Origin of the sequence: Thermus scotoductus DSM 8553, from assembly GCF_000381045.1 — a bacterium.
Classification (GTDB): domain Bacteria; phylum Deinococcota; class Deinococci; order Deinococcales; family Thermaceae; genus Thermus; species Thermus scotoductus.
The window spans coordinates 18,434-39,996 of record NZ_KB905734.1 but is presented as its reverse complement, the minus strand read 5'-3'; the positions used below and the strand labels follow the sequence as shown (position 1 = coordinate 39,996).

Annotated in this window: 26 protein-coding genes and 1 tRNA gene; 18 read left to right on the top strand and 9 right to left on the bottom strand. The window is 65.3% G+C overall.

The features are described 5' to 3' along the window. Positions 1-320: 320 nt before the first annotated feature. On the bottom strand, positions 321-1,181 hold the full coding sequence (locus F604_RS0103515) for a TroA family protein (protein WP_019550456.1): 861 nt from the start codon (positions 1,179-1,181) through the stop codon (positions 321-323). Positions 1,182-1,408: 227 nt separating this feature from the next. Then, a complete protein-coding gene (locus tag F604_RS0103510) occupies positions 1,409-3,526 on the bottom strand; it encodes an argonaute PAZ domain-containing protein (RefSeq protein ID WP_038044516.1) in 2,118 nt (705 codons plus the stop codon). A gap of 440 nt (positions 3,527-3,966) precedes the next feature. Between F604_RS0103510 and F604_RS0103505 the strand changes: the two genes are divergently transcribed. Then, complete coding sequence (locus tag F604_RS0103505; RefSeq protein ID WP_019550454.1) at positions 3,967-5,097, top strand: RNA-guided endonuclease InsQ/TnpB family protein; 1,131 nt, start codon at positions 3,967-3,969, stop codon at positions 5,095-5,097. On the opposite strand, the gene F604_RS13195 is transcribed toward F604_RS0103505, so the two are convergent. Further along, positions 5,012-5,239 carry an ATP-binding cassette domain-containing protein gene (locus F604_RS13195; protein WP_081624235.1) on the bottom strand — a complete coding sequence of 76 codons (228 nt, stop codon included), beginning with the start codon at positions 5,237-5,239 and terminating at the stop codon, positions 5,012-5,014. The two genes, F604_RS0103505 and F604_RS13195, sit on opposite strands and share 86 nt — an antisense overlap. 1 nt (position 5,240) lies before the next feature. Next, positions 5,241-5,567: a nucleotide pyrophosphohydrolase gene (locus tag F604_RS0103500; RefSeq protein WP_026328946.1), complete on the bottom strand. Its 327-nt coding sequence runs from the start codon at positions 5,565-5,567 to the stop codon at positions 5,241-5,243. 23 nt (positions 5,568-5,590) lie between these two features. Here F604_RS0103500 and mgsA point away from each other — a divergent pair, with 23 nt between their 5' ends. After that, positions 5,591-5,968, top strand: coding sequence for a methylglyoxal synthase (gene mgsA, locus F604_RS0103495; protein ID WP_019550452.1), 378 nt, complete (start codon positions 5,591-5,593; stop codon positions 5,966-5,968). Here the strand turns inward: mgsA and F604_RS0103490 are convergent. Continuing rightward, positions 5,965-7,449, bottom strand: coding sequence for a YifB family Mg chelatase-like AAA ATPase (locus F604_RS0103490; RefSeq protein ID WP_019550451.1), 1,485 nt, complete (start codon positions 7,447-7,449; stop codon positions 5,965-5,967). The two genes, mgsA and F604_RS0103490, sit on opposite strands and share 4 nt — an antisense overlap. 131 nt (positions 7,450-7,580) lie before the next feature. On the opposite strand from F604_RS0103490, the gene F604_RS0103485 reads away from it, so the two are divergent. Beyond that, on the top strand, positions 7,581-8,648 hold the full coding sequence (locus F604_RS0103485) for a Fic family protein (protein WP_019550450.1): 1,068 nt from the start codon (positions 7,581-7,583) through the stop codon (positions 8,646-8,648). On the opposite strand, the gene F604_RS0103480 is transcribed toward F604_RS0103485, so the two are convergent. Genes F604_RS0103480 through F604_RS0103470 form a run of 3 tightly spaced genes read right to left on the bottom strand, consistent with a single transcriptional unit; the run spans position 8,612 to position 11,455 of the window. After that, on the bottom strand, positions 8,612-9,754 hold the full coding sequence (locus tag F604_RS0103480) for an MFS transporter (RefSeq protein WP_019550449.1): 1,143 nt from the start codon (positions 9,752-9,754) through the stop codon (positions 8,612-8,614). The genes F604_RS0103485 and F604_RS0103480 overlap by 37 nt on opposite strands. 1 nt (position 9,755) lies before the next feature. After that, the gene (locus F604_RS0103475) at positions 9,756-10,568 is read right to left on the bottom strand and encodes an EamA family transporter (protein ID WP_019550448.1); all 813 of its coding nucleotides are present in this window, start codon (positions 10,566-10,568) and stop codon (positions 9,756-9,758) included. After that, the gene (locus F604_RS0103470; protein ID WP_019550447.1) at positions 10,565-11,455 is read right to left on the bottom strand and encodes a DMT family transporter; all 891 of its coding nucleotides are present in this window, start codon (positions 11,453-11,455) and stop codon (positions 10,565-10,567) included. Before F604_RS0103470 ends, F604_RS0103475 begins: the two co-directional genes overlap by 4 nt. Before the next feature lie 105 nt (positions 11,456-11,560). On the opposite strand from F604_RS0103470, the gene F604_RS0103465 reads away from it, so the two are divergent. From F604_RS0103465 to F604_RS0103425, 9 genes are all read left to right on the top strand, one after another. Further along, the gene (locus tag F604_RS0103465) at positions 11,561-12,688 is read left to right on the top strand and encodes an NAD(P) transhydrogenase subunit alpha (RefSeq protein ID WP_019550446.1); all 1,128 of its coding nucleotides are present in this window, start codon (positions 11,561-11,563) and stop codon (positions 12,686-12,688) included. After that, positions 12,688-12,990: a proton-translocating transhydrogenase family protein gene (locus F604_RS0103460; protein ID WP_008630585.1), complete on the top strand. Its 303-nt coding sequence runs from the start codon at positions 12,688-12,690 to the stop codon at positions 12,988-12,990. Before F604_RS0103465 ends, F604_RS0103460 begins: the two co-directional genes overlap by 1 nt. Beyond that, a complete protein-coding gene (locus tag F604_RS0103455; RefSeq protein ID WP_015716146.1) occupies positions 12,990-14,342 on the top strand; it encodes an NAD(P)(+) transhydrogenase (Re/Si-specific) subunit beta in 1,353 nt (450 codons plus the stop codon). The genes F604_RS0103460 and F604_RS0103455 overlap by 1 nt, the downstream gene beginning before the upstream one ends. Before the next feature lie 89 nt (positions 14,343-14,431). Then, a tRNA-Asn gene (locus F604_RS0103450) sits at positions 14,432-14,507 on the top strand. A gap of 97 nt (positions 14,508-14,604) precedes the next feature. Next, positions 14,605-14,910 (top strand): 30S ribosomal protein S6, encoded by a 306-nt coding sequence (rpsF, locus tag F604_RS0103445; protein WP_019550445.1) that lies wholly within the window; start codon positions 14,605-14,607, stop codon positions 14,908-14,910. Positions 14,911-14,919: 9 nt separating this feature from the next. Beyond that, positions 14,920-15,759, top strand: coding sequence for a single-stranded DNA-binding protein (locus F604_RS0103440; protein WP_019550444.1), 840 nt, complete (start codon positions 14,920-14,922; stop codon positions 15,757-15,759). Beyond that, the gene (gene rpsR / locus F604_RS0103435; protein ID WP_015716149.1) at positions 15,756-16,022 is read left to right on the top strand and encodes a 30S ribosomal protein S18; all 267 of its coding nucleotides are present in this window, start codon (positions 15,756-15,758) and stop codon (positions 16,020-16,022) included. Before F604_RS0103440 ends, rpsR begins: the two co-directional genes overlap by 4 nt. Positions 16,023-16,031: 9 nt before the next feature. Beyond that, the gene (gene rplI, locus F604_RS0103430) at positions 16,032-16,475 is read left to right on the top strand and encodes a 50S ribosomal protein L9 (RefSeq protein WP_019550443.1); all 444 of its coding nucleotides are present in this window, start codon (positions 16,032-16,034) and stop codon (positions 16,473-16,475) included. Between the two features lie 65 nt (positions 16,476-16,540). Continuing rightward, positions 16,541-17,356, top strand: a complete 816-nt coding sequence (locus F604_RS0103425; RefSeq protein WP_019550442.1) for an SDR family NAD(P)-dependent oxidoreductase — start codon at positions 16,541-16,543, stop codon at positions 17,354-17,356. On the opposite strand, the gene F604_RS0103420 is transcribed toward F604_RS0103425, so the two are convergent. Continuing rightward, entirely contained in the window at positions 17,353-17,544 is a 192-nt protein-coding gene (locus F604_RS0103420) for a hypothetical protein (RefSeq protein WP_019550441.1), read from the bottom strand. The genes F604_RS0103425 and F604_RS0103420 overlap by 4 nt on opposite strands. 133 nt (positions 17,545-17,677) lie before the next feature. Between F604_RS0103420 and lipB the strand changes: the two genes are divergently transcribed. From lipB to F604_RS0103390, 6 genes are read left to right on the top strand one after another with little or no spacing between them, the layout of a single operon-like run. Beyond that, complete coding sequence (gene lipB / locus F604_RS0103415) at positions 17,678-18,340, top strand: lipoyl(octanoyl) transferase LipB (RefSeq protein ID WP_026328944.1); 663 nt, start codon at positions 17,678-17,680, stop codon at positions 18,338-18,340. After that, positions 18,324-19,295 carry a lipoyl synthase gene (gene lipA / locus F604_RS0103410; protein ID WP_019550439.1) on the top strand — a complete coding sequence of 324 codons (972 nt, stop codon included), beginning with the start codon at positions 18,324-18,326 and terminating at the stop codon, positions 19,293-19,295. The genes lipB and lipA overlap by 17 nt, the downstream gene beginning before the upstream one ends. Before the next feature lie 28 nt (positions 19,296-19,323). Next, the gene (locus tag F604_RS0103405; RefSeq protein ID WP_019550438.1) at positions 19,324-19,695 is read left to right on the top strand and encodes a DUF3054 domain-containing protein; all 372 of its coding nucleotides are present in this window, start codon (positions 19,324-19,326) and stop codon (positions 19,693-19,695) included. A gap of 9 nt (positions 19,696-19,704) precedes the next feature. Then, positions 19,705-20,592, top strand: a complete 888-nt coding sequence (locus F604_RS0103400; protein ID WP_019550437.1) for an NAD(P)-dependent oxidoreductase — start codon at positions 19,705-19,707, stop codon at positions 20,590-20,592. Between the two features lie 2 nt (positions 20,593-20,594). Beyond that, complete coding sequence (locus tag F604_RS0103395) at positions 20,595-21,245, top strand: AzlC family ABC transporter permease (RefSeq protein WP_019550436.1); 651 nt, start codon at positions 20,595-20,597, stop codon at positions 21,243-21,245. Next, a complete protein-coding gene (locus tag F604_RS0103390; protein ID WP_015716159.1) occupies positions 21,242-21,520 on the top strand; it encodes a hypothetical protein in 279 nt (92 codons plus the stop codon). Before F604_RS0103395 ends, F604_RS0103390 begins: the two co-directional genes overlap by 4 nt. Positions 21,521-21,563: the final 43 nt, after the last annotated feature.

Sequence of the window (21,563 nt, the reverse complement as noted above, 5' to 3'; positions counted from 1 at the left end):
GGAGGCGCTTATCGGGGGAAAACGCTCGCAAAACGGCCCGTGAACTCCTGGAGCCTGGCCTCGGCCACCTTGAGCATGTCCATGGATCACCCCCGGTACCAGATACGGGCTGCGCCCGCAAGGGGAGATTTACCACGAAACGGAGATGTGGGTAAAGTCCTGCGCTTCCCTTAGCATCACCTGCAAGGTATCCTGGTCCACGGGGTACCTCCTTCCTAATCCTGGTACCCCCCTTTTATACACAAACTCCTACACATAATTCCTTACACGACCGGTGGCCGCAACTCCCGGATGGGAGGGGATGGCCTCGAGGCCACCCCTTAAAGGGGTTTCACCAGGTCCCCGGGCGCGGCTTCTCCCCGAAGGATCCCCGCCAGGAGGTGGATACCTTCCACCACCCGGTGGGTCAGGGCCTGGAAGGGAGCTGCGTCCAGGATGTAGGTCCTGCGCTCCTCGAGGTACGAGGCCAGGGGGCCCCCTGCGTCCAGGTATGAGGTCACAGCCTGCTCAGCTTCCTCCAGGGAATAACCGCAAAAGGACAGAAGGACCACTTCGGCCTCGGGGAGGGTCTCGGGCGGTACCCGCCGGCTCGCCTCCCCGGGGGCCGGCCCCAGGTACTCCCCTCCCGCCAGGGCCACCATCTCCGGCACCCAGTGCCCCCCCAGGTAGGGAGGGTCCAACCACTCCAGGAAGACCACCCGGGGCCGGACCTTCGGAGGAGGGGGCAGGCACGCCAGCTGGTTCCGCAGCTCCTCCTCGAGGCGCCTCCCCCTTTCCTCCACCCCCGCTTCCCGGGCCAGGTGGCGGAGGTCCGCGAAGAGGTCTCCGAGGCGCACCCCCGTGAGCTCCACCACCTTGGGCCTCTGGGCCAGGAGGGGCAAGGCCCCCGCCACCTCCCCAGGGGTTACCGCGCACACCTCGCACACCCCCTGGGTGACCAGGAGCTCGGGTTCCAGGGAGGCCAGGATCTCTCCCCGGATGCGGTAGAGGGGTAGCCCCCTCTGGTAGGCTTCCCGGACCCGCCGGTCGATCTCCCCCTGGGGGAGGCCCTTGGGGATGAGGCCTTCCGTAACCACCGGGACGCCGTGGGGGTTTGGGCAGGAGTGGCTCACCCCCACGGGCTCCACCCCCAGGGCCCGCAGCATGAGGGTCCCAGAGGGTACGAGGCTCACTGCCCGCATGCCCCCATTATGCGGGAGCCTCACCGCAGACGGCATCCCCAAAGGTGTCCAGGTTTCGCCCAAACGGCGAATCCCCCCGGGAGCGACCCGTTTTCCTGCCATGGCCGCGGATGGACCACCAGGCTGAAGCCCGGGTAGTAGAAGGTCTTCCCCCAGGCTTTTGTGCGAATCGGTCCTTAGGGGGTGGGTGCCCCCTGCGGATGGGGATCGCCCGAGCCCAAAGTCCCCTAGACGAAGAAAAGCTTTTCCCGGTCCAAGCCGTGCAGGGAACTGAGCCCAACCCTGCCCACTTCGCGCACCAGCCGGTCCGCCAGGTGCAGGGGGGCCGGGAGGCTGGGGAAGCGGTAGCCGCTTGGGGGGTAGAGGCGCGAGAGGTGGTAGATCTGCCGGGCCAGCTCCTCCACGGGCGTGGGCCCTTCCTCGTGCACCACCTTGAGGGGGCGGGGGGTGCCCTTCATCCTGCCCTCACCCGGGTAGGCGGTGAGGAGAAGGAAGGAGACTTTGTCCTCCTCCTCGGGCAGGGGTACGTAGAGCCCATCCCTCAGCCTGCCCCCCTCCACCGGGTAGACACGTCCCCCGCTGCTTTTCCTCACGGAGACCAGGTCGTAGCCGATCTCCTTCCTGGCCAGCTCCTCGAGGGCCAGGGTGAACTCCTGCCTTTGGGTCTTGCCGTCCCGCAGGAGGAGCACATGCCTGGGCCAGCGGCCTGCGAGCCTTCGGAAGCGGAGCAGGACCTCCTGAACCATGCCCCAGACCACATCCTCGTGGATCCTCTCACCCCTCTGGGCCTCGGGCAGGATCCAGGAGAGGAGCCCCCCGTCCGCGGTCACCGCACAGGCTGCCCCGCCGTAGCGGAGGCTTCGGGAGCCGTCCACGCCCGCGTCAAACCCCACCGCTACCTCGGCCGGGTATTCGCCCTCTAGCCCCACCATCCGCCACCCCAGCTTGCTGGCCAGGCCCAGGAGGATGTTGTCCAGCTTGTGCTCGGCCAGGGGCGGGTTAAAGAACTGGCTGGGAAGGGTGCGTTGGAGGGAGGCCCGCTTGAGCCGGTTGCGTTCCTCCCAGGTGAGGGGTGGGGTTTGTACCAGCAGGGCAGCCACCTCCTGCTGGGCCAGTTGGTCGAGGGAGCTGGCCAAATCCAGGCCGCGCAGGTCCCCACGGGCCACCGCGATGGGATCCGCCAACCTGAGCCTAACCCCGCTGGCCCGGGCCATGTCCTGAAGGGACTTCCTCAGGGCTTGGGGCCACTCGGGCTTCCCCTCCACCACAAGGAGGCCCACCGTGGCGTCCTGCGCCTTAAGGGCTCCCTTGCGGAGAGCGTCTGCGGGCTTGCCAATCCGTTGCCCCCGGCCGGCCTTGAGCTGGGGCTTGGGCAGCAGGTAGGCCTGGGCCACTACAGGCTCGGCCCGCGGTACTCCAAAGATCCTTTCGGCAATGCCCCGGGCCGTCTTTTGGGCCTGGGAGAACCGCTCTTCGGGGCCGATCTGGAGGGCAAGGGCAGCCTCGGCCTCGAGGCCCAGTTCGACCAGGTCCTCTAGGGTCAGCACAGGCTCGAGGAGCCCCGTAAGGTGGAAGAATTCCGCGCCGCTGTCGTCGGCCACCCGCACCACCCGGCCCGCTTGTTCCTCGCTCGAGAGCCTGCCCTTGCCAGCGTGGTAGTCGAAGAGGCTCACCCCCCCGAGGTCTACCTCCCTGGGCTTGAGTTCGGGTTCAAGCCTCAAAAAGCGCCAGGTCTGCCGCCTGCCGGGTGGGTTCTCGTAGGTGTTACGGACCCGCCGGGGCTCGGGAAACCCCTGCAGCCAGGCCTCCAGGGTCAGGGTAGGGAGGATCCGGTGCACGATCTCCACCTCCAGGACCAGCTGGCCCGTGTGGTCCACCCGGGCCCGGAGACGGGATCCCTTTCGGATGCGCCAGCCGTTTCCCGAACGGATTTCTCCACCCAGGATTAGGTTTCCCTCCACTTGGTAGCGGCGGCTTTGCCCATACACTTGCTTAAGTCCCGCCTCCAGTTTCTTCTGGGCCAGACGGGAGAGGACCTCGCGCTCTTGGACCCTAGCGGGGTCCAGGAGAAGTGCCCCACCGTCGCGGAGGGTGAAACGATAGGCCTGGGACAGGCCCCTTACTTCTCCTTCTTGGATTCTAGGTGCGGTCCAAGCCACCAAGCCGGACTGCCATGGGGTGGCGACACCGCCCACCCGGTTGGCCGCTTTCCCCAAAAGCTGGAACAGGTTTTCCTGCCGGGAAGGTAGGGGATCCCAGCGCACCTCCCAAAAGCCTGGCCGTAGCTCTTCCTCCTGCAAGGACCGCAGGATAAACCGGTTAAGACGAACTTGCATTCCCTGCATCAAGGCAATTATAGACCGTTTTCCAACCAGAACTGCCCTCTAGGTAACGGTCGATCATGGCCCATGGATCGTGATCGGCTCCGCCCTTGACCCCACTCCCATGCCTGGTGGCGGAATAGCTGCCATCGGGCCTAGTGAGTGGAGTAAAGTGGGGTTTGCTAGGGAACGGGGTGCCTGGGGAAATCCAAAGGGTGCCCTACCTCTGCCAGCTGAAGCGGGATCATGGCCTTTGAGGGCCCGAGGGCCTCCTGTAGGTGCCCTTACTGCTCCGGGTAAAGGGTAGGGGAGAAGGCCTGGTTCGCTGACCTTTTCCGGGACCGCGTGGAGTACTGTCACAGAACCCCTTTCGCAGATGCCCCGCATTTCAATGCGGGGAGGAAGCGGAAGCCGGGCGAAGCCCGGTACATGGCCGACGACTTTGTGGTATAACCAGTCAAGGCATGTCCCTCCTGTCCGTCAAGTGCAAGCTGATACCCGATGCGAGTACAGCCGAGAAGCTTTCCCGCACGGTGGAACAGTTTGCCAACGCTTGTAACTACGCCTTGCAGGTGGCGCGTCAGGAGAACGCTTGGAACAAGTTCGCCCTGCAAAGACTGGTCTACCGGGAACTTCGGGAACGCTTCGGTCTCAGCGCCAACCTGGCGGTGCGAGTTATTGCCCGCGTGGGCAAGCGCAAAGGTCATAAGGCAGGCGGTTTCAAGGCCACCTCGGTGGACTACGACCAGCGCATCTTGTCGGTCAACGTGGACACCGAGACCGTCAGCCTCTCCACCGTGGATGGGCGGGCGAGGGTGCCCATGCGCATCGCCGGGTATCAGCGCCACCTGCTGCGAACCGCCAAAAGCATCCAGGGCGGGACTCTGGTCAGGGGGCGGGACTCCTGGTACGTCCACCTGTGGTGCGAGTACGACGACCCGCCCGCCATGGCCCCAAACGGCTTTCTCGGGGTTGACCTCGGCATCGTCAACATCGCCACCGATTCGGACGGGGAGGCCTACTCGGGCAAGCACCTCAACTCGGTCAGACACCGCTACCGAAGGCTCAGGAGGAAGTTGCAGAAGAAAGGCACCAAGTCGGCCAAGCGTCTTTTGAAAAAGCTCTCGGGCAAAGAGAAACGCTTTGCCAACGACCTCAACCACCGCATCAGCAAACGCATCGTAGCCAAGGCTCAACGCACCGGGCGCGGCATCGCCCTGGAAGACCTCCGGGGCATCCGCGAGCGGGTACGGCTTCGCAAGCCCCAGAGGGCTACGCTGCATAGCTGGGCGTTCCATGACCTGGGCCAAAAACTGCGGTACAAAGCTGAACGGAGCGGAGTAGCTTTGGTTTGGGTTGACCCAGCGAACACTTCTCGGCAATGTCCAGCCTGCGGACATACCGAGAAGGCGAACCGTCCAACGCAGGCACTCTTTCGCTGTGTGGTCTGCGGCTACTCTGGGGCTGCGGACTACGTCGCGGCTTGCAATATTGCAAGCCGGGCTGCCGTCATCCAGCCGAACGCGGGGGTACGAGATGCCATGCATGGCTATCGTGCCACCTGCAAGCCTCGGACTTCAGTCCGAGGTAGATGACCGTGGTGCTTTTGCCCGCGCCGTTTTTCCCCAGGAAGGCCAGGATCTCGCCAGGTCGTAGGGTAAGGTGGACCTTTTTCACGGCCTCGAGGGCCCCGAAGCGCTTGTGCAGGCCCTGGGCTTCCAGGAAGGGGCGCTCCATCCTAGCCTCCTTTCCGGGTCCAGCGCTCCCCGTCCCGGTCCCGGTACTTGGCCATGGCCTTGAGGAAGGCTTCCTCCAGATCGATCCCCTCCCGGTTGGCCAGGGAGATGAGGACGAAGAGGAGGTCGGCGAGCTCCATGGCCAGATCCCCTTCCTCCTCCCCTGGCTTGGGCGTCTTCCCATGGCGGTGGGCCAGGACCCGGGCCACCTCCCCTAGCTCCTCCGTCAGGCGAGCCAGCATGAGAAGAGGCGGGAAATAGCCCTCCTGGAACTGGCTGATCCAGGCGTCCACCTGCCTCTGGGCTTCCTTTAAGGTGAGGGTTTCCATGGAAAGGAGCATACAATGGCCCCATGAAGGTCTTGGCCCTCATTGCCCACGATGCCAAGAAGGACGATATGGTGGCCTTTTGCCAACGGCACCGGGAGCTTCTTTCCCGCTTCCCCCTCCTGGCCACGGGCACCACGGGGAAACGCATCCAGGAGGCCACCGGCCTCGAGGTGGAGCGGGTTCTTTCCGGTCCCCTGGGAGGGGATATGCAGATCGGGTCCAGGGTGGCTGAGGGAAAGGTACTTTGCGTGCTCTTCTTCCAGGATCCCCTCACCCCCAAGCCCCACGAGCCCGACGTGCAGGCCCTCATGCGGGTGTGCAACGTGCACGGGGTGCCCTTGGCCACCAACCTCGAGGCGGCGGAGGCCCTTGTTCCCTGGCTAGCTGCCCAGGTGGGTTAAAGAGTCTTGCGGTAGGCCAAGGCCTCGGCCACGTGGTTTTCCTCCACGCTCTCCGCTCCCTGCAGGTCGGCGATGGTGCGGGCTACCCGGAGGAGGCGGTCGTAGCTCCTGGCGGAAAGGAGCATCCGCTTGGCCGCCGCCTGGAGGAGGTTTTCCGCCCCCGAGGTTAAGCGCACGTGCTCCCTCAGGGCCTTTCCCGCAAGCTCCCCGTTGGGCCTGCCCTGCCGGGCGAGCATCCTCTCCCGGGCCCTTAGGACCCTTTCCCGCACAGCCTCGGTGCCTTCCCCTTCGGGGGCGCGGGCGAGCTCGGCTGGGGTTAAGCGGGGCACCTCCACCACCAGGTCAAACCGGTCCAGGAGGGGCCCGGAGATCTTCCCCACGTAGCGCTGGCGGCTTGCCGGGGTGCAGGTGCAGGCCCTTTCCGGGTCCCCGTACCAGCCGCAGGGGCAGGGGTTCATGGCCGCCACCAGGAGGAAGCGGGCGGGGAAGGTGAGGCTGGCCCTGGCCCGGGAGACGGTCACCACCCCGTCCTCGAGGGGCTGGCGGAGGGCCTCCAGGGCATCCCGGGAAAACTCGGGGAACTCGTCCAGGAAAAGCACCCCCCGGTGGGCTAGGGAAACCTCCCCCGGCTTGGGGATGGCCCCGCCCCCGATGAGGCCCGCGTAGCTCACCGTGTGGTGGGGGGCGCGGAAGGGGGGCGTGCGCACCAGGCCTTTAAGGATCTGCCCGGCGGCGGAGTGGATGCGGCTTACCTCGAGGGCGGCCTCCTGGCTCAGAGGGGGAAGCAGAAAGGGAAGGCGCCTGGCCAGCATGGTCTTTCCCGAGCCCGGGCTTCCCACCATAAGGAGGTGGTGGTAACCAGCGGCGGCGATCTCCAGGGCCCTTTTGGCCTTGGCCTGGCCCTTCACGTCCCGGAGGTCCAAAGCCTCCAGGGCGGCCACGGGATCGTCGGGTTCCACCCTTCTGGGCTCCTCTTCTCCCCTCAGGTAGGCCACCGCCTGCAGGAGGCTTTCCGCCCCGTAGACCTCCACCCCCTCCACCAAGGCGGCCTCCTTGGCGCTTTCCAGGGGCAGGAGGAGCTTTTTCCCTTCGCCCAAGGCCCCCAAAGCCAGGTTCACCGCCCCGGGTACCGGGCGCAAGGCGCCATCCAGGCCCAGCTCCCCGGCCACGGCTAGGCCCGCAAGGGCCTCCAAGGGAACCACCCCTTGGGCGGCCAGAAGCCCCAAGGCGATGGGCAGGTCAAAGTGGCTTCCTTCCTTACGGAGTTCCGCCGGGGCCAGGTTCACCACCACCCGGGCCTGGGGGTAGGGGAAGCCCGAGTTCTTGAGGGCGGCCCTGACCCGCTCCCGGCTTTCCTCCACCGCCTTGTCCGGTAGCCCCACCAGGGCGTAGCTGGGAAGCCCGGGGCTAACATCCACCTCCACGGTGACGGGAACCGCGTCCAGGCCGAAGAGGGTATAGCTCCGCACCTGGGCTAGCATGGAAGAAGTTTAACATGAAACTGTTAGTTTCGCCTAGTACCCCCAGTTTTGTTAACATAGCGTTTGTTGCCTTATGATCGTGCTGGATGCCTAGGGGGTGGCTGGAGCCATATAACAAATATCGCCGCTGGGTGAAGGAGCGTTGGGATTTGCTCCGGCGTTTGGGCGGCTTGGATTTGGCCTTGGTGCAGGTGGCCAACCAGGAGTGGCTTTACATGCTTCGCGAGGATAGCCGCCACTCCTTGGCTATAGAAGGGTACTTTTTCTCGGAGGCGGAACTTGACGAGGTTCTGCGGGGTTCCAAGGCTTCTGTAGAGATTCTAAACTACTTCCGCACAGCCCAGTTTGCCTACGAGCAGGCATTGCAGGATGCCAAGGAGGGAGAGTTCCGTTTAAATGTGTCCTTTATCAACAACCTTCACGGGCAACTCTTCCGGGATACCCCTTTGGAGGCTTTTCGGGGAAGGCCTGCGGATGGGGTGGACCGCGTTATTGGTGGGGCTAAGGTGCAGCCCCCTCTGGAGGCCACCGATTACCTTAGGGCTTTTGCCCGGTTAGTCCCACGGCTCATGGAGGAGCGGGAGCCCCTCGAGGCCCTAGCCAAGGCCCATGTGCTTTTTGAGGCCATTCACCCTTACCGGGACGGCAACGGTCGGGTAGGCCGCTTGGTCCTTAACTACATGGCCTTATGGAAGGGACTACCCCCCATTGCCATCAAAGGCTTAGAGAAGGAGGAAAGGGAACGGTATTACCGAGCTTTGGAGGGGGCGGATAAGGCTTTTCACGTGGGCTTTCCTCCCCCTGATCCTTCGGCTTTGCTTAGGGCCTTGGACGAAGGGGAGTGGCAACCCCTGGCCTGTGTGCTAGGGGAGGCTCTGGTGGACCGCTTAGAAACTGTCTTGGGCTTGGCCCTGCTGCGGTATGCGGACCTAAAGCCCATGGAGGAGGTGGCTCGCGACCTCGGGGTAAACCGGGCACAAGCCTATGTGTGGGTGAATCGCCGCAGGCTTGCGGTCTACCGCCCAGGAGGTAGGGTCCAGCTGCTCTCCCATCCCTGGCTTTTCCTGGGGACCCGGGAGCGTCCCCCCCTTTTGCCCGATCCTCTTCCCCCAGAACGCCTCGACTGGCCGAATAAAGTCCGGGAGCAACAGCGCCTATTGTTTCACCCGGAGACCCTTGGACCGAGAAGGGGGCGGTAAAGGAAGAGGGCTAAGAGCAAAAGGCCAAGAAGGCTGCCGAAGGCGAAGGCGTATCCCAGGGTTCCCACCGCCACCCCCACCCCCCACTGCAACAGGAAGGTGCCCCCAATGCCGAAGAGGTTCACCAGGGTGGTGCCCCGGCCCACCAGGTGAGGGGGCACCAGCTCCCGGGCCTGGGTAAGGGTGAGGATGTTGAAGGCCCCGAAGAATCCCATGACGGGGTAGGCGAGGGCAAGAAGCTTGAAGAGGGCGAGGAGGAGGCCCAGGGCGAAGAGCAGGGCCGCTCCCACCAGCACCCTGGCGGTGCCCAGGTGGTCGGCCAGGTAGCCGGATACCAGAAAGCCTAGGACCGCGCCTCCCGAGTAGAGGAGGAGGAGGTTCCCCACCTTCACCGCCTCAAGGCCCAGGGCGTAGGCGTAGGCCCCAGCCCAGAGGGTTTGCAAGGCCAGGAAGCTTCCCGCAAAGGCCAAGGCCAAAAAGGCCACCCGCAGGAGCCTGGAATTGCCCAGGACTTCCCTTAGCCCTCCGCCTCCCCCACCCTTGGGCCAGGGAACCCCAGGGGGGGTGTTCCGCACCCCCAGGTAGATGAGAAGGGCCACCAGAACCACCACCCCTGCGCCCAGGAGGAAGACCCCCCGCCAGCCCATGGCCTCCTTCAGGAGGGCCAGGGGGGTGGCCGCCAAAAGCCCCCCTGTGGCCCCCAGGCCCACCAGGAGGGTGGAAACCGTGGCGTAGGTCCGGGGGAACCAGAGGCTAAAGGCCTTTAGGGAGCCCATAAGGGCGGCGGCCATCCCCACCCCGATCAGGGCCCGGCCCAGGGCCAGGGTGGGGAAGCTTTGCGCCAGCCCGAAGACCACGCTTCCCAGGGAAGCCACCAGGAGGAGGGCCGGGGTGATGATCCTGGAACCGTACCGGTCCAGGAGGCTTCCCAAGGGGAGCTGTACCGCGGCGAAGGAGAGGTAGAAGAGGCTGGTCATAAACCCTAGCTCCGCCGGGCCCAGGCCCAGGTCCTGGGACAGGTCCTTGGCCAGCACCGCATTGGCCGACCGGTAGAAGTAGGAGAGGAAGTAGCCTAGGGTGAAGAGGAGAAAAACCCGCGCTGCCATATCACCTCCGGTTCAGAGCCACTCCCAGGAGGATGAGGGTACCGCCCAGAAGGCCCTCGAGGCTCAAGGATTCTCCCGCCAGGGGCCAGGCGAAGATTGCCCCGGCCACTGGCTCCAGCATGGCGGTTAGGGTGGCGTTCCGGGCGGGTACCGTGCGCACCCCCAAGAGGAAGAGGCTAAAGGGCACCACCGTTCCCAGGATGACCAGGTAGGCCACCGCCCCCCAGTCCCCTGGGTCCAGGGTCCAAACCCGGGGGAGGTTGCCCATAAGGATGGGGAGGGAGAGGAGGCTTCCCACCCCCGTGGCCACCCCCAGGCTCACCAGGGGTGGGGTCTTGAGCCCGTGGGAGAAGGCAGCGTAAAGGGCGAAGGAAAGGGCGGAGAGGAGGCCGTAGGCCACCCCCAGGGGGCTTGCCGTGAAACCCTTGGACCCCACCACCAGCACGTAGGCTCCCAAAAGGGCCACGGCTACCCCCAAAAGGGCCTTGCCGGGAAGCCTTTCCCCCCTTAGGAGGGCATAGAGGGTGAGGAGGGCAGGGGCCAGGTACTGGAGGAAGATCCCCGTGGCCACGGTGGTGGCGTGGATGGCCAGGTAGTAGAAGGCCTGGGCCCCGGAGAGGGCGAGCCCCACCCGAAGGAGCCGGGGCCACTCCTTGGCGGCTGGGGGAAACCGGAGCACCAGGGGGAGAAGCAGGAAGAAGCTTAGGAGGAAGCGCAAGGGGATGAGGACCGAGGGGGGAATCTCCCCCATGAACCGCCCGGCCAGGGCCCCACCCAGGCCCCAGAGAAGGGCGGCCAAAGCGATGTAGATCATCTCCGCCCCCCCACCACCGCCATCCCCACCCCTAGAAGGAGGACCAAGGCTCCCAAAAGCACCTGTGCCCCGGGAAGCTCCCCGAAGAGGAGGAAGGCCAAAAGGCTTGCCCCCACCGGCTCAAAGAGGATGGCCAGGGTGACCAGCACCGGCGGGATGTGCCGGGTGGCCCAGTTGAAGCTGGTGTGGCCCACGAGCTGGGGAAGGAGGGCCATGAGGAGGAGGTAGGCGTAGACCTCGAGGGGATAGCCTCCATACCCACCTCCAAAGAGGTAGGGAAGGGGAAGGAGGAGAAGGGCGGCGGCGGTGTAAGCCACCCGTATGTATTCCAAGATGGAAAGCCCCCGCCTCTGGGCTTCCCGCCCCAGGAGGAAGTAGAGGGAGGCGGCCACCGCTCCCAGGAGGGCCAGGAGGTCCCCGAGGAGGGGGTTGGTTCCCCCGTTTCCCCCTTGCGCATCCCCTAAACCGATGAGAAGCCCCCCAAAAAGGGCTACCGCAATCCCCAGGAGAGTAAGGCCAGAGGGAGCTTCCCGAAAGAAAAGCCAGCCGAAGAGGGTAACCCAGACCGGGTTGGTGGTGACCAAGGCGGTGCTGGCCGCCACCGAGGTGTAGGAGAGGGAGGTGATCCAAAGGGCAAAGTGCAGGGCCAGGGAAGCCCCGGCGGCCATCGCATAGGGAAGCCCCCTTCGGCTGGCCAGAGGTCTTCGCCAGCTGGGGAGGAGGAGCAAGGCCGCAAGGCCCATCCGTCCTGCGCTCATCACCAGGCTGAAGGCCAGGCTTCTATCCCCGGAGGCCGCCAGGGCCAAGCGCACCAGAATGCTGCCGAAGCTGATGGCGAAGATGCCCAGGAGCAGTACGGAGGCGATCTTGAGCCCGGAGGGCCGCATGGAGGCATTCTTCCATAAGGATTCGCTTCTGACCAGCGGGTCACCCTCGAGGGCAAGGACAGATGCTCGTGGCCCCATTGGTATACTGGCGCGGAAGGAGGTCCTATGGTGACCATCGCGGTTCCCAAGGAAAGGGCTCCAGGGGAAAGAAGGGTGGCCCTGGTGCCCGAGGTGGTGGCCCGCCTGGTGAAGCAGGGGGCCAGGGTGCGGGTAGAGAAGGGTGCCGGGGAAGGTGCCTACTATCCCGACACCGCCTACCAGGAAGTTGGGGCAGAGGTGGTGGAGCGAGGGGAGCTCCTGAAGGATGCCAACCTGCTTTTCACTGTTCAGCCGCCTCCTGAAGACCTGATCGGGGCCCTGGAGTCCGGGGCTATCGTGGTGGGGTTTGTCCAGGCCCACAAGAACCTGGACCTGGTGAAGGCCCTGGCGGCTAAAAAGGCCACGGTGATCGCCATGGAGCTCATCCCCCGCATCACCCGGGCCCAGAGCATGGATGCCCTCTCCAGCCAGGCCACGGTGGCGGGGTACCTGGCGGCCATCCACGCCGCAAGGCTATCCCCTCGCTTCTTCCCCATGCTCACCACGGCGGCGGGCACCATCCGCCCCGCCAAGGTGATGGTCATGGGGGTGGGGGTGGCGGGGCTTATGGCCATCGCCACCGCCAAGCGCCTGGGGGCCCAGGTCTTTGCCTACGATGTGCGCAAGGCGGCGGTGGAGCAGGCCCTCTCCCTGGGGGCCAAGCCCATTGAGCTTCCCATCAGCGCGGAAGGGGAGGGCGGCTACGCCCGGGAGCTCACCGAGGAGGAGAAGCGCATCCAGCACGAGGCCCTGCGGGAACACGTGGCGGGGATGGACGCCATCATCACCACCGCCCAGGTGCCAGGCCGTCGGGCCCCCATCCTCCTTACCGAGGACATGGTGGAGCGCCTGAAGCCGGGCACGGTGGTGGTGGACCTGGCGGCGGAATCGGGGGGCAACTGCGTCCTCACCCAGCCCGGAGAGGTGGTGGAGGTGAAGGGCGTGAGGATCTTTGGCCCCTTGAACCTCCCCAGCGAGCTTTCCGTGCACGCCTCGGAGATGTACGCCAAAAACCTTTTCAACCTTTCCAGCCTGCTCATGGAAAAGGGCGAGTTCGCCCCCAAGTGGGAGGACGAGATCATCCAGGGGGCGCTTCTCATGAAGGAAGGCGAGATCCTGCACGGGCCCACCAAGGCCCTCGTGGGAGGTGCGTGATGGAGTTTGGCTTCTGGTCTGCCCTTTACATCTTTGTGCTCACGGCTTTCTTGGGTTATGAGCTCATCACCCGGGTGCCGGTGATCCTCCACACCCCCCTCATGTCCGGGTCCAACTTCATCCACGGGGTGGTGGTGGTGGGGGCCATGGTGGTCCTGGGCCATGCGGAAACCGGTTTGGAGAAGCTCATCGGCTTCCTGGGGGTCATCCTGGGGGCGGCCAACGCCGCCGGGGGGTATGCGGTCACGGTGCGCATGCTGGAGATGTTTGAGAAGAAGCCGGGCAAGGGGGGTGGTCAGTAATGGATCTCATCCAGGCAGCCTACTTCGTGGTGGCCATCCTCTTCATCGTGGGCTTAAAACGTATGGCCCATCCCACCACCGCCAAAAGCGGCATCGTCTGGGCGGGGTGGGGCATGGCCCTGGCGGTTCTGGCCACCTTCTTCTGGCCGGGGATGCAGAACTTTGGCCTCATGCTCATCGCTCTTTTGGTGGGCTCCGTGGTGGCCTGGTGGGCGGCCGTCAAGGTGGCCATGACCGACATGCCCCAGATGGTGGCCATCTACAACGGCATGGGTGGGGGTGCGGCCGCCACCATCGCGGCGGTGGAGCTCCTGAAGGGAGCCTTTGAGAACCCGGGCCTCATGGCCTTGGCCATCCTGGGCGGCCTCATCGGGAGCGTGGCCTTCACGGGAAGCCTCATCGCCTTCGCCAAGCTCCAGGGCATCATGAAAAGCCGGCCCATCCTCTTCCCCGGGCAGAAGGTGGTGAACGCCCTGGCGCTCCTCATCACGGTGCTTTTGGGCTTTTCCCTGCTCTGGAACGACCCCACCCTGAGCATCGTGCTCTTCTTCCTCCTGGCCCTCCTTTTCGGTATCCTCATGACCCTGCCCATCGGGGGCGGGGACATGCCGGTGGCCATCAGCTTCTACAACGCCTTCACCGGTATGGCCGTGGGCTTTGAGGGCTTCGCCGTGGGGAACCCGGCCTTGATGGTGGCGGGTACCCTGGTGGGGGCTGCGGGTACCCTCCTCACCGTGCTCATGGCGAGGGCCATGAACCGCTCGGTGTGGAGTGTCCTGGTAGGGGGCTTTGGCGTGGAGCAGGAGGCGGGGGAGGTCAAGGGAAGCCTCAAGCCCATCGACGTGGAGGACGCCGCCGTCATGCTGGCCTACGCCAGTAAGGTGGTTTTCGTGCCCGGCTACGGCATGGCCCTCTCCCAGGCCCAGCACAAGGTGAAGGAGCTGGCGGACCTTTTGGAGAGCAAGGGGGTGGAGGTGAAGTTCGCCATCCACCCGGTGGCGGGGCGGATGCCCGGGCACATGAACGTGCTTTTGGCGGAGGCTGGGGTGGAGTACGACAAGCTCAAGGACCTCGAGGAGATCAACCCCGAGTTCCCCACCGTGGACGTGGCAGTGGTCATCGGGGCCAACGACGTGGTGAACCCTGCCGCCCGCCGCCCGGGAAGCCCCCTTTACGGCATGCCCATCCTGGACGTGGACAAGGCCAAGAACGTCATCGTCATCAAGCGGGGCCAGGGCAAGGGCTTCGCCGGGGTGGAGAACGAGCTCTTCTACGCCGATAACACCCGGATGCTCTACGGGGATGCGCAAAACGTCCTCACCCAGCTCACCCAGGCCCTGAAGAAGCTTTAGGAGTCCCTGGCCGGACCCCGGGGAAACTCCCCGGGGTCTTCTTCTTGACGCTTCCCAGGGCATCCTGCTATAGTGCCTAGTGCGGTCGGTCCGCGGTAGCTCAGCAGGTAGAGCGGCCGGCTGTTAACCGGTTGGTCGCAGGTTCGAGTCCTGCCCGCGGAGCCAGATGGGGGCCCTAGGGCCCCCTGGGTCTTTTTTTGGGGAGGGGAAGAGGGTATAATCATCCTTCGTGCGGCCTGCCGGGCCCGGAGAGGAGGTGTAGATGCGCAAGTACGAGGTGAACGTCATCCTGAGTCCCAACCTGGACCAAAGCCAGCTCGCCCTGGAGAAGGAGATCATCGGGAAGGCCCTCGAGGCCTTCGGTGCCCGGGTGGAGAAGGTGGAGGAATGGGGAATGCGCCGCCTGGCCTACCCCATCGCCAAGGACACCCAGGGCTACTTCCTCTGGTACCAGGTGGAGATGCCCGAAGACCGGGTGAACAACCTGGCCCGGGAGCTCCGCCTGCGCGATAACGTGCGCCGGGTCATGGTGGTGAAAACCCAGGAGCCCCTCCTCACCAAGGCGTAGACTGTTCCCATGGCAAGAGGCCTGAACCGCGTTTTCCTCATCGGTACCCTTACCGCCCGTCCGGACATGCGCTACACCCCGGGGGGGATGGCCATTCTGGACCTGAACCTGGCGGGTCAGGATACCCTCCTGGATGCTTCCGGCCAGGAGCGGGAGGTGCCCTGGTACCACCGGGTGCGCCTTCTGGGCCGGCAGGCGGAGATGTGGGGGGACATCCTGGAAAGGGGCCAGCTGATTTTTGTAGAAGGCCGGCTGGAATACCGGCAGTGGGAGCGGGAAGGGGAGAAGCGGAGCGAGGTCCAGATCCGGGCGGATTTCATCGATCCCTTGGAGGGGCGGGGCCGCGAGACCCTCGAGGACGCCCGGGGCCAGCCCAGGCTTCGCCACGCCCTAAATCAGGTGATCCTCATGGGCAACCTCACCCGCGATCCCGATCTGCGCTACACTCCCCAGGGGACGGCGGTAGCCCGGCTGGGCTTAGCCATCAACGAGCGCCGCCCGGGCCAGGGACCGGACGGGGAGCTGCTTCCCCGTCAGGGGAACATCTTGAGGACCCACTTCATAGAGGTTCAGGCCTGGCGCGACCTGGCCGAGTGGGCCGGGGAACTCAAGCGGGGCGAGGGGCTTTTGGTGATCGGCCGTTTGGTGAACGACTCCTGGACGAGCTCCACCGGGGAGAGGCGCTTCCAGACCCGTGTGGAAGCCCTCCGGTTGGAGCGACCCACCCGTGGGCCTGAAAGGACCGGCGGAAGCAGGCCCCAAGAGCCAGAGCGCTCTGTCCAGACGGGTGGGGTGGACATCGACGAAGGACTGGAAGACTTCCCGCCGGAGGAGGATTTGCCGTTTTGAGCACGAAGAACGCTAAACCCAAGAAGGAGGCGCAGAAGCGCCCTTCCAGGAAGGCCAAGGTCAAGGCCAGCCTGGGGGAGTTTGACCTTAAGGATTACCGTAACGTGGAGGTGCTGAAGCGGTTCCTGTCGGAGACGGGGAAGATCCTTCCCCGCCGCCGCACGGGGCTTACCGCCAAGGAGCAGCGCATCCTGGCCCGCACCATCAAGCGGGCGAGGATTCTTGGGCTTCTTCCCTTCACGGAGAAGCTGGTGCGCAAATAGGGGGTGGACATGAAGGTCATCCTGCTTGAACCCCTGGAGAACCTGGGCGATGTGGGCCAGGTGGTGAACGTGAAGCCCGGCTACGCCAGGAACTACCTCCTGCCCCGGGGCCTGGCGGTCTTGGCCACGGAGAGCAACCTGAAGGCCCTCGAGGCCAAGATCCGCGCCCAGGCCAAGCGCCTGGCGGAAAGGAAGGCGGAGGCGGAGAGGCTTAAGGAGATCCTGGAGAACCTCACCCTCACCATTCCGGTGCGGGCGGGGGAGACCAAGATCTACGGCTCCGTGACCGCCAAGGATGTCGCCGAGGCCCTTTCGCGCCAGCACGGCATCACCATTGATCCCAAGCGCCTGGTGCTGGAAAAGCCCATCAAGGAGCTGGGGGAGTACGTCCTCACCTACAAGCCCCACCCCGAGGTGCCGATCGCCTTGAAGGTGAGCGTGGTGGCCCAGTAGGGGCCTGGGGATCCGGCAGGCTGCCTTGGGACCCCTGGGATGCCGGGGGTCCTTAAGCTTTTCCTATGGGGGCTGTGCTCATCACGGGAGCGGGTAGCGGCATTGGCCTGGCCACGGCCCGGCTCTTGGCGGAAAGGGGTTTTCGGGTCTATGGCGGGGTGCGCAAATCCGAGGATGCAAAGGCCCTTCGTGCCCTGGGGGTGGTGCCCCTTTTCCTGGATGTAACCCAGGAGGAAAGCCTTGTGCAGGCCAGGAGGCTTCTGGAGGGGGAGGGGTTGGAGGGACTGGTGGCCAATGCGGGGATTGCCGTGGCGGGGCCCTTGGAGCTTATTCCCCCTTCCGTCTTCCGCCAGGTGCTGGAGGTGAACGTCCTCGGGGCCTTCGCCACGGTGAGGACCTTTTTGCCCCTTCTTCGAAAGACCCGGGGGCGGGTGGTGCTCATGGGCTCGGTTTCCGGCCTGGTAGCCCTGCCCCTGGCGGGACCCTACGCCGCCAGCAAGTTCGCCCTCGAGGCCCTGGCGGATGCCCTGAGGGTGGAGCTCCTTCCCTTTGGGGTGAGGGTGGTCTTGGTGGAACCGGGGCCCGTGGCCACCCCCATCTGGGAACGTTCGGAACGCTGGGCGGAAAGCTACTTGGAACCTCCTCCTTCCGGTACGGAAAGGGTGTACGGCCGCTACCTGGAGGTGGCCCGCAGGGCGGCCCGGGCCAGCGCCAGAAGGGGCCTGCCCCCCGAGAGGGTGGCGGAGGTGGTGCTTAAGGCCCTCCAAGACCCAAGGCCCAGGGCCCGCTACCTGGTGGCCCCTAGGGGGTGGCAGACCCTTCTTCTCCGCCACCTCCCTGAGGCCTTACGGGACCGGCTTCTGGCCCGCTTTCTGGCCTAGGCCAGCTCCAGGTTCACCAGAAGGATCAAGTGGCCCTCCTGCCGCTTCAGGATGCCCTCGAGGCTCCGCACGGGAAGGTGCTGGCGGAAAACCCCCAGCACCTCATCCATCAGCCTCTCCACAAGCCCAGGGTCCAAGGCCTCGGGGTCAAGCGCCAAAGGCATCTCCAGCCGGGTTTCCAAGTCCATGCCCCTAGCCTAGGTCCCTGGGGTCAGAGGCCGGTCAGGGCTACCTTGCAACATGCTTGCGCAAGCCAGCGAAGCTGGGCTCGGTGAAGCCCGATACTTTAAGGGAGCTTCCCCCTGACGTATGCTTAAGGACGTGGAGTTTCTGGTGGAGGACCTGGGCCTTTTGCCCTACCCCCAAGCCTGGGAGTACCAGAAAAAGGTGCACAAGGAGGTGGTGCGGGGCGAGCGCCCCCCCACCCTGCTGCTTTTGGAGCATCCCCGGGTCATCACCCTGGGGAGAAAGGCCACGGGGGAGAACCTCCTTTTTCCCGAAAGCTGGTACCGGGAAAACGGCTTTGAGGTCTACTGGGTGGAGCGGGGTGGGGACGTCACCTACCATGGGCCCGGGCAGCTGGTGGGTTATCCCATCTTTCCCGTGGGCCGGGAGGTGCGCCGCTTCCTTCGCCAGATAGAGGAGGCCATCGTCAAGGTGGCGGCCTCCTATGGCCTGAAGGCCTACCCCACCCCGGGGTACGCGGGGGTCTGGGTGGGGGAGGACAAGCTCTGCGCCATCGGGGTGGCGGTGAAGGAGGAGGTGAGCTTCCACGGCTTTGCCCTCAACGTGAACACCGACTTAAACGACTTCTCCGTCATCATCCCCTGCGGGCTAAAGGGGAAAGGGGTCACCTCCCTGGAGCGGCTTTTGGGCCGCAAGGTTCCCATGCCGGAGGTAAAGGACAGGGTGGTGCGGGCCTTCGCCGAGGTTTTCGGAATGGACCCCCGTGTAAAGGAGGATCATCGTGAAGCCCAAGTTTGAAACCGTGGAGCTCCTTGCCCCCACCGGGGAGGTGGTGGAGCTCAAGGTGGTGAAGCATGGCCTAGCCCAGGCCCGGCCCGAGCCTGTGGATCGGAATAAGCCCGCCTGGCTCAGGGCCACCCTGCCCACGGGGGCCAAGTACCAGGCCCTGAAGGCCACGGTGAACGAGCTCAAGCTCCACACCGTCTGCCAGGAGGCCCTCTGCCCCAACGTGGGAGAGTGCTGGAGCCACGGCACCCTCACGGTGATGATCCTGGGAAGCATCTGCACCCGGGCCTGCAAGTTCTGCGCCGTCCACACCGGGAACCCCAAGGGCCTCGTGGACCCGGAGGAACCAAGGAGGGTGGCCGAGGCCATCGCCCGCATGGGGGTGCGGTACGTGGTCTTGACCAGCGTGGACCGGGATGACCTGCCCGATGGCGGGGCGGCCCACTTCGCCGCCACCATCCGGGCCATCAAGGAGAGGGCCCCCGGGGTCTTGGTGGAGGCCCTGACCCCCGACTTCCAGGGGGACCTGAAGGCGGTGGAGACGGTTTTGGATGCGGGCCCTGAGGTCTATGCCCAGAACCTGGAAACCGTGCGCCGCCTTACCTCCAGGGTAAGGGATCCCCGGGCGGGCTATGACCAAACCCTTAGGGTCCTGGCCCACGCCAAGCGCTATCGGCCTGACGTTCTTACCAAAAGTAGCCTCATGCTGGGCCTGGGGGAGACGGAGGAGGAGATCCTCGAGGCCATGCGGGACCTGAGGGCGGCCGGGGTGGATATCCTCACCCTGGGCCAGTACCTGCGCCCCACCCCTGCCCACCTGCCCGTGGAGCGCTACGTGCCCCCGGAGGACTTCAAGCGCTACGAGGCCTGGGGGTACCAACTGGGCTTCCGGGAGGTCTTCGCCGGGCCTTTGGTGCGGAGCTCCTACCGGGCGGATAAGGTCTTCCTGGAGGCTTCAAAGAAGTAGGGGGCCTTCCACCTGGTAGGCTAAGGCCATGACCGGAGGCCGCACCGCTGGCATGCCCCTTTTTCTTCTGGACCTTTTGGCCCTCCTGTTGTTTGCCGGAGCGGGGCTTCTTTCCCACGGCCTTCCCATAACCTTAGGGGGCCTGGCCCGGAACGTGCTCCCGGTGCTTTTCGTCTGGCTCCTCCTTTCCCCTTTCCTTAGGACGTACCGCCAGCCCACCTGGAAAAACCTCCTCCTCACCTGGGCCCTGGCCTTCCCTGCCGGGCTTTGGCTTAGGCAGATGGTCCTGGGCGGGGATTTTGGGGTGGGGTTTTTCGTCTTCCTGGGCGTGGCCATGGGCTTCAGCCTCCTTTTCCTCCTCCTCCTTCGGGGCCTCGCCAAGCTCCTGAGGCTTTGGTAAAAAGGGGACATGGGTCAGCCGCTAGGTTCTCTGAAGGTGGCCTTCCTCGGCCTTGGGGCCATGGGCTATCCCATGGCGGCCCATCTGGCCAAGAGGTTTCCCACTTTGGTCTGGAACCGCACCTTCGCCAAGGCCTTAAAGCACCAGGAGGAGTTCGGTTCCAAGGCCGTGCCCCTGGAGGGGGTGGCCGAGGCCCAGGTGATCTTCACCTGCCTGCCCACCACCAAGGAGGTGGTGGAGGTGGCGGAGGCCCTTTGGCCCCACCTGAGGCCCGGCACCTACTGGGTGGACGCCACCAGCGGGGAACCCGAGGGAAGCCGCAAACTGGCGGAGCGCCTTTTGCAGAAGGGGGTGGTTTACCTGGACGCCCCGGTTTCCGGCGGGACCTTAGGGGCGGAAAAAGGCACCCTCACGGTGATGCTGGGGGGGCCCCCTGAGGCCGTGGAATACGTGAAGCCCTACCTGGCCTACGCCGCCAAGGTGGTCCACGTGGGGCCCGTGGGGGCAGGGCATGCGGTGAAGGCCATCAACAACGCCCTTTTGGCGGTGAACCTCTGGGCGGCGGGGGAAGGGCTTATCGCCCTGGTACGGCAGGGGGTGTCCGCCGAGAAGGCCCTCGAGGTCATCAACGCCTCCAGCGGCCGCTCTAACGCCACGGAGAACCTCATTCCCCAAAGGGTCCTCACCCGGGCCTTCCCCAAGACCTTCGCCCTGGGCCTCCTGGTGAAGGACCTGGGGATTGCCATGGGAGTTTTGGATGGGGGAAAAGCCCCAAGCCCCCTGCTTCGCCTCACCCGGGAGGTGTACGAGATGGCCAAAAGGGAGCTGGCCTCGGAGGCCGACCACGTGGAGGCCTTGAAGCTTTTGGAGCGCTGGGGCGGGACGGAGATCCGCTAGGGATGGGAGAAGGCCTGCGGGCTGCCTGGCCCATCGCCCTGGGCTACTTCCCCGTGGCTGTGGCCTTTGGCGCCTTGGGGGCCCAGGCGGGGCTTGGCTACCTTTGGATCCAGCTCACCTCCCTCTTGGTCTTTGCCGGGGCCAGCCAGTTCGCCCTGGTGGGGCTTCTGGCCCAGGGGGTGCCGCCCCTTTTGGCGGCCTCCTTGGGCCTTCTCCTTAACCTGCGCCACGCCTTCTACGGCCCGGCCCTGAGGCCCTACCTGAAAGGAGGCCCCCTGGAGGCCTTTTTCCTCACCGACGAGGTCTTCGCCCTGGCCTTAAGGACGCTTCCCGGCCTTTCCTCGGAAAAGAGGCGGGGCTACTTCCTGGGCCTGGGTTTGGGAGCGTACCTCTCCTGGAACCTGGGTACCGCCTTGGGGGCCTTGGGGGCCAAGGGGCTTCTGGCCTGGCCCAGGTTGGGGGAGGCCCTTTCCTTTGCCCTTCCGGCCCTCTTTCTCCTCTTGGCCCTGCCCCACCTCAGGAACCCGGTGGCCCTCCTGGCGGGCGGAGTGGCCCTGGGGTTTCACCTCCTGGGCCAGACGGCCTGGGGTCTATTCCTGGCAGGGGTGGTGGGGCTCCTTTGGAAGGAGCCCTGGAAAGGGAGGAAGGCATGACCCTGGCCCTTCTCCTTCTGGCTTTGGGCACCTTTCTCCTCCGCTTTCTGCCCTGGCGGGGGGAAAAAAGCCTGAAGACGGGCCAGGCAGGGCCCGCCTTGGTGGTGGCCCTCTTCCTGGTCTCCGCCTTCAGCCCGCCTCCCTCTTCCGAGTGGGTCCGGGCGGCCTTGGCCCTTCTTGGCACCTATCTGGGGCTTAGGCTCACCGGGAACCTGGGCGTGGCCGTCTTCCTGGGGGCAGGGCTTTACGGGCTTCTCGGGGCCCTGGGCTTTTAAGGGTCCGGTGGGGCAGAAGCCCCACCGGGAACTCCCAAGAAAC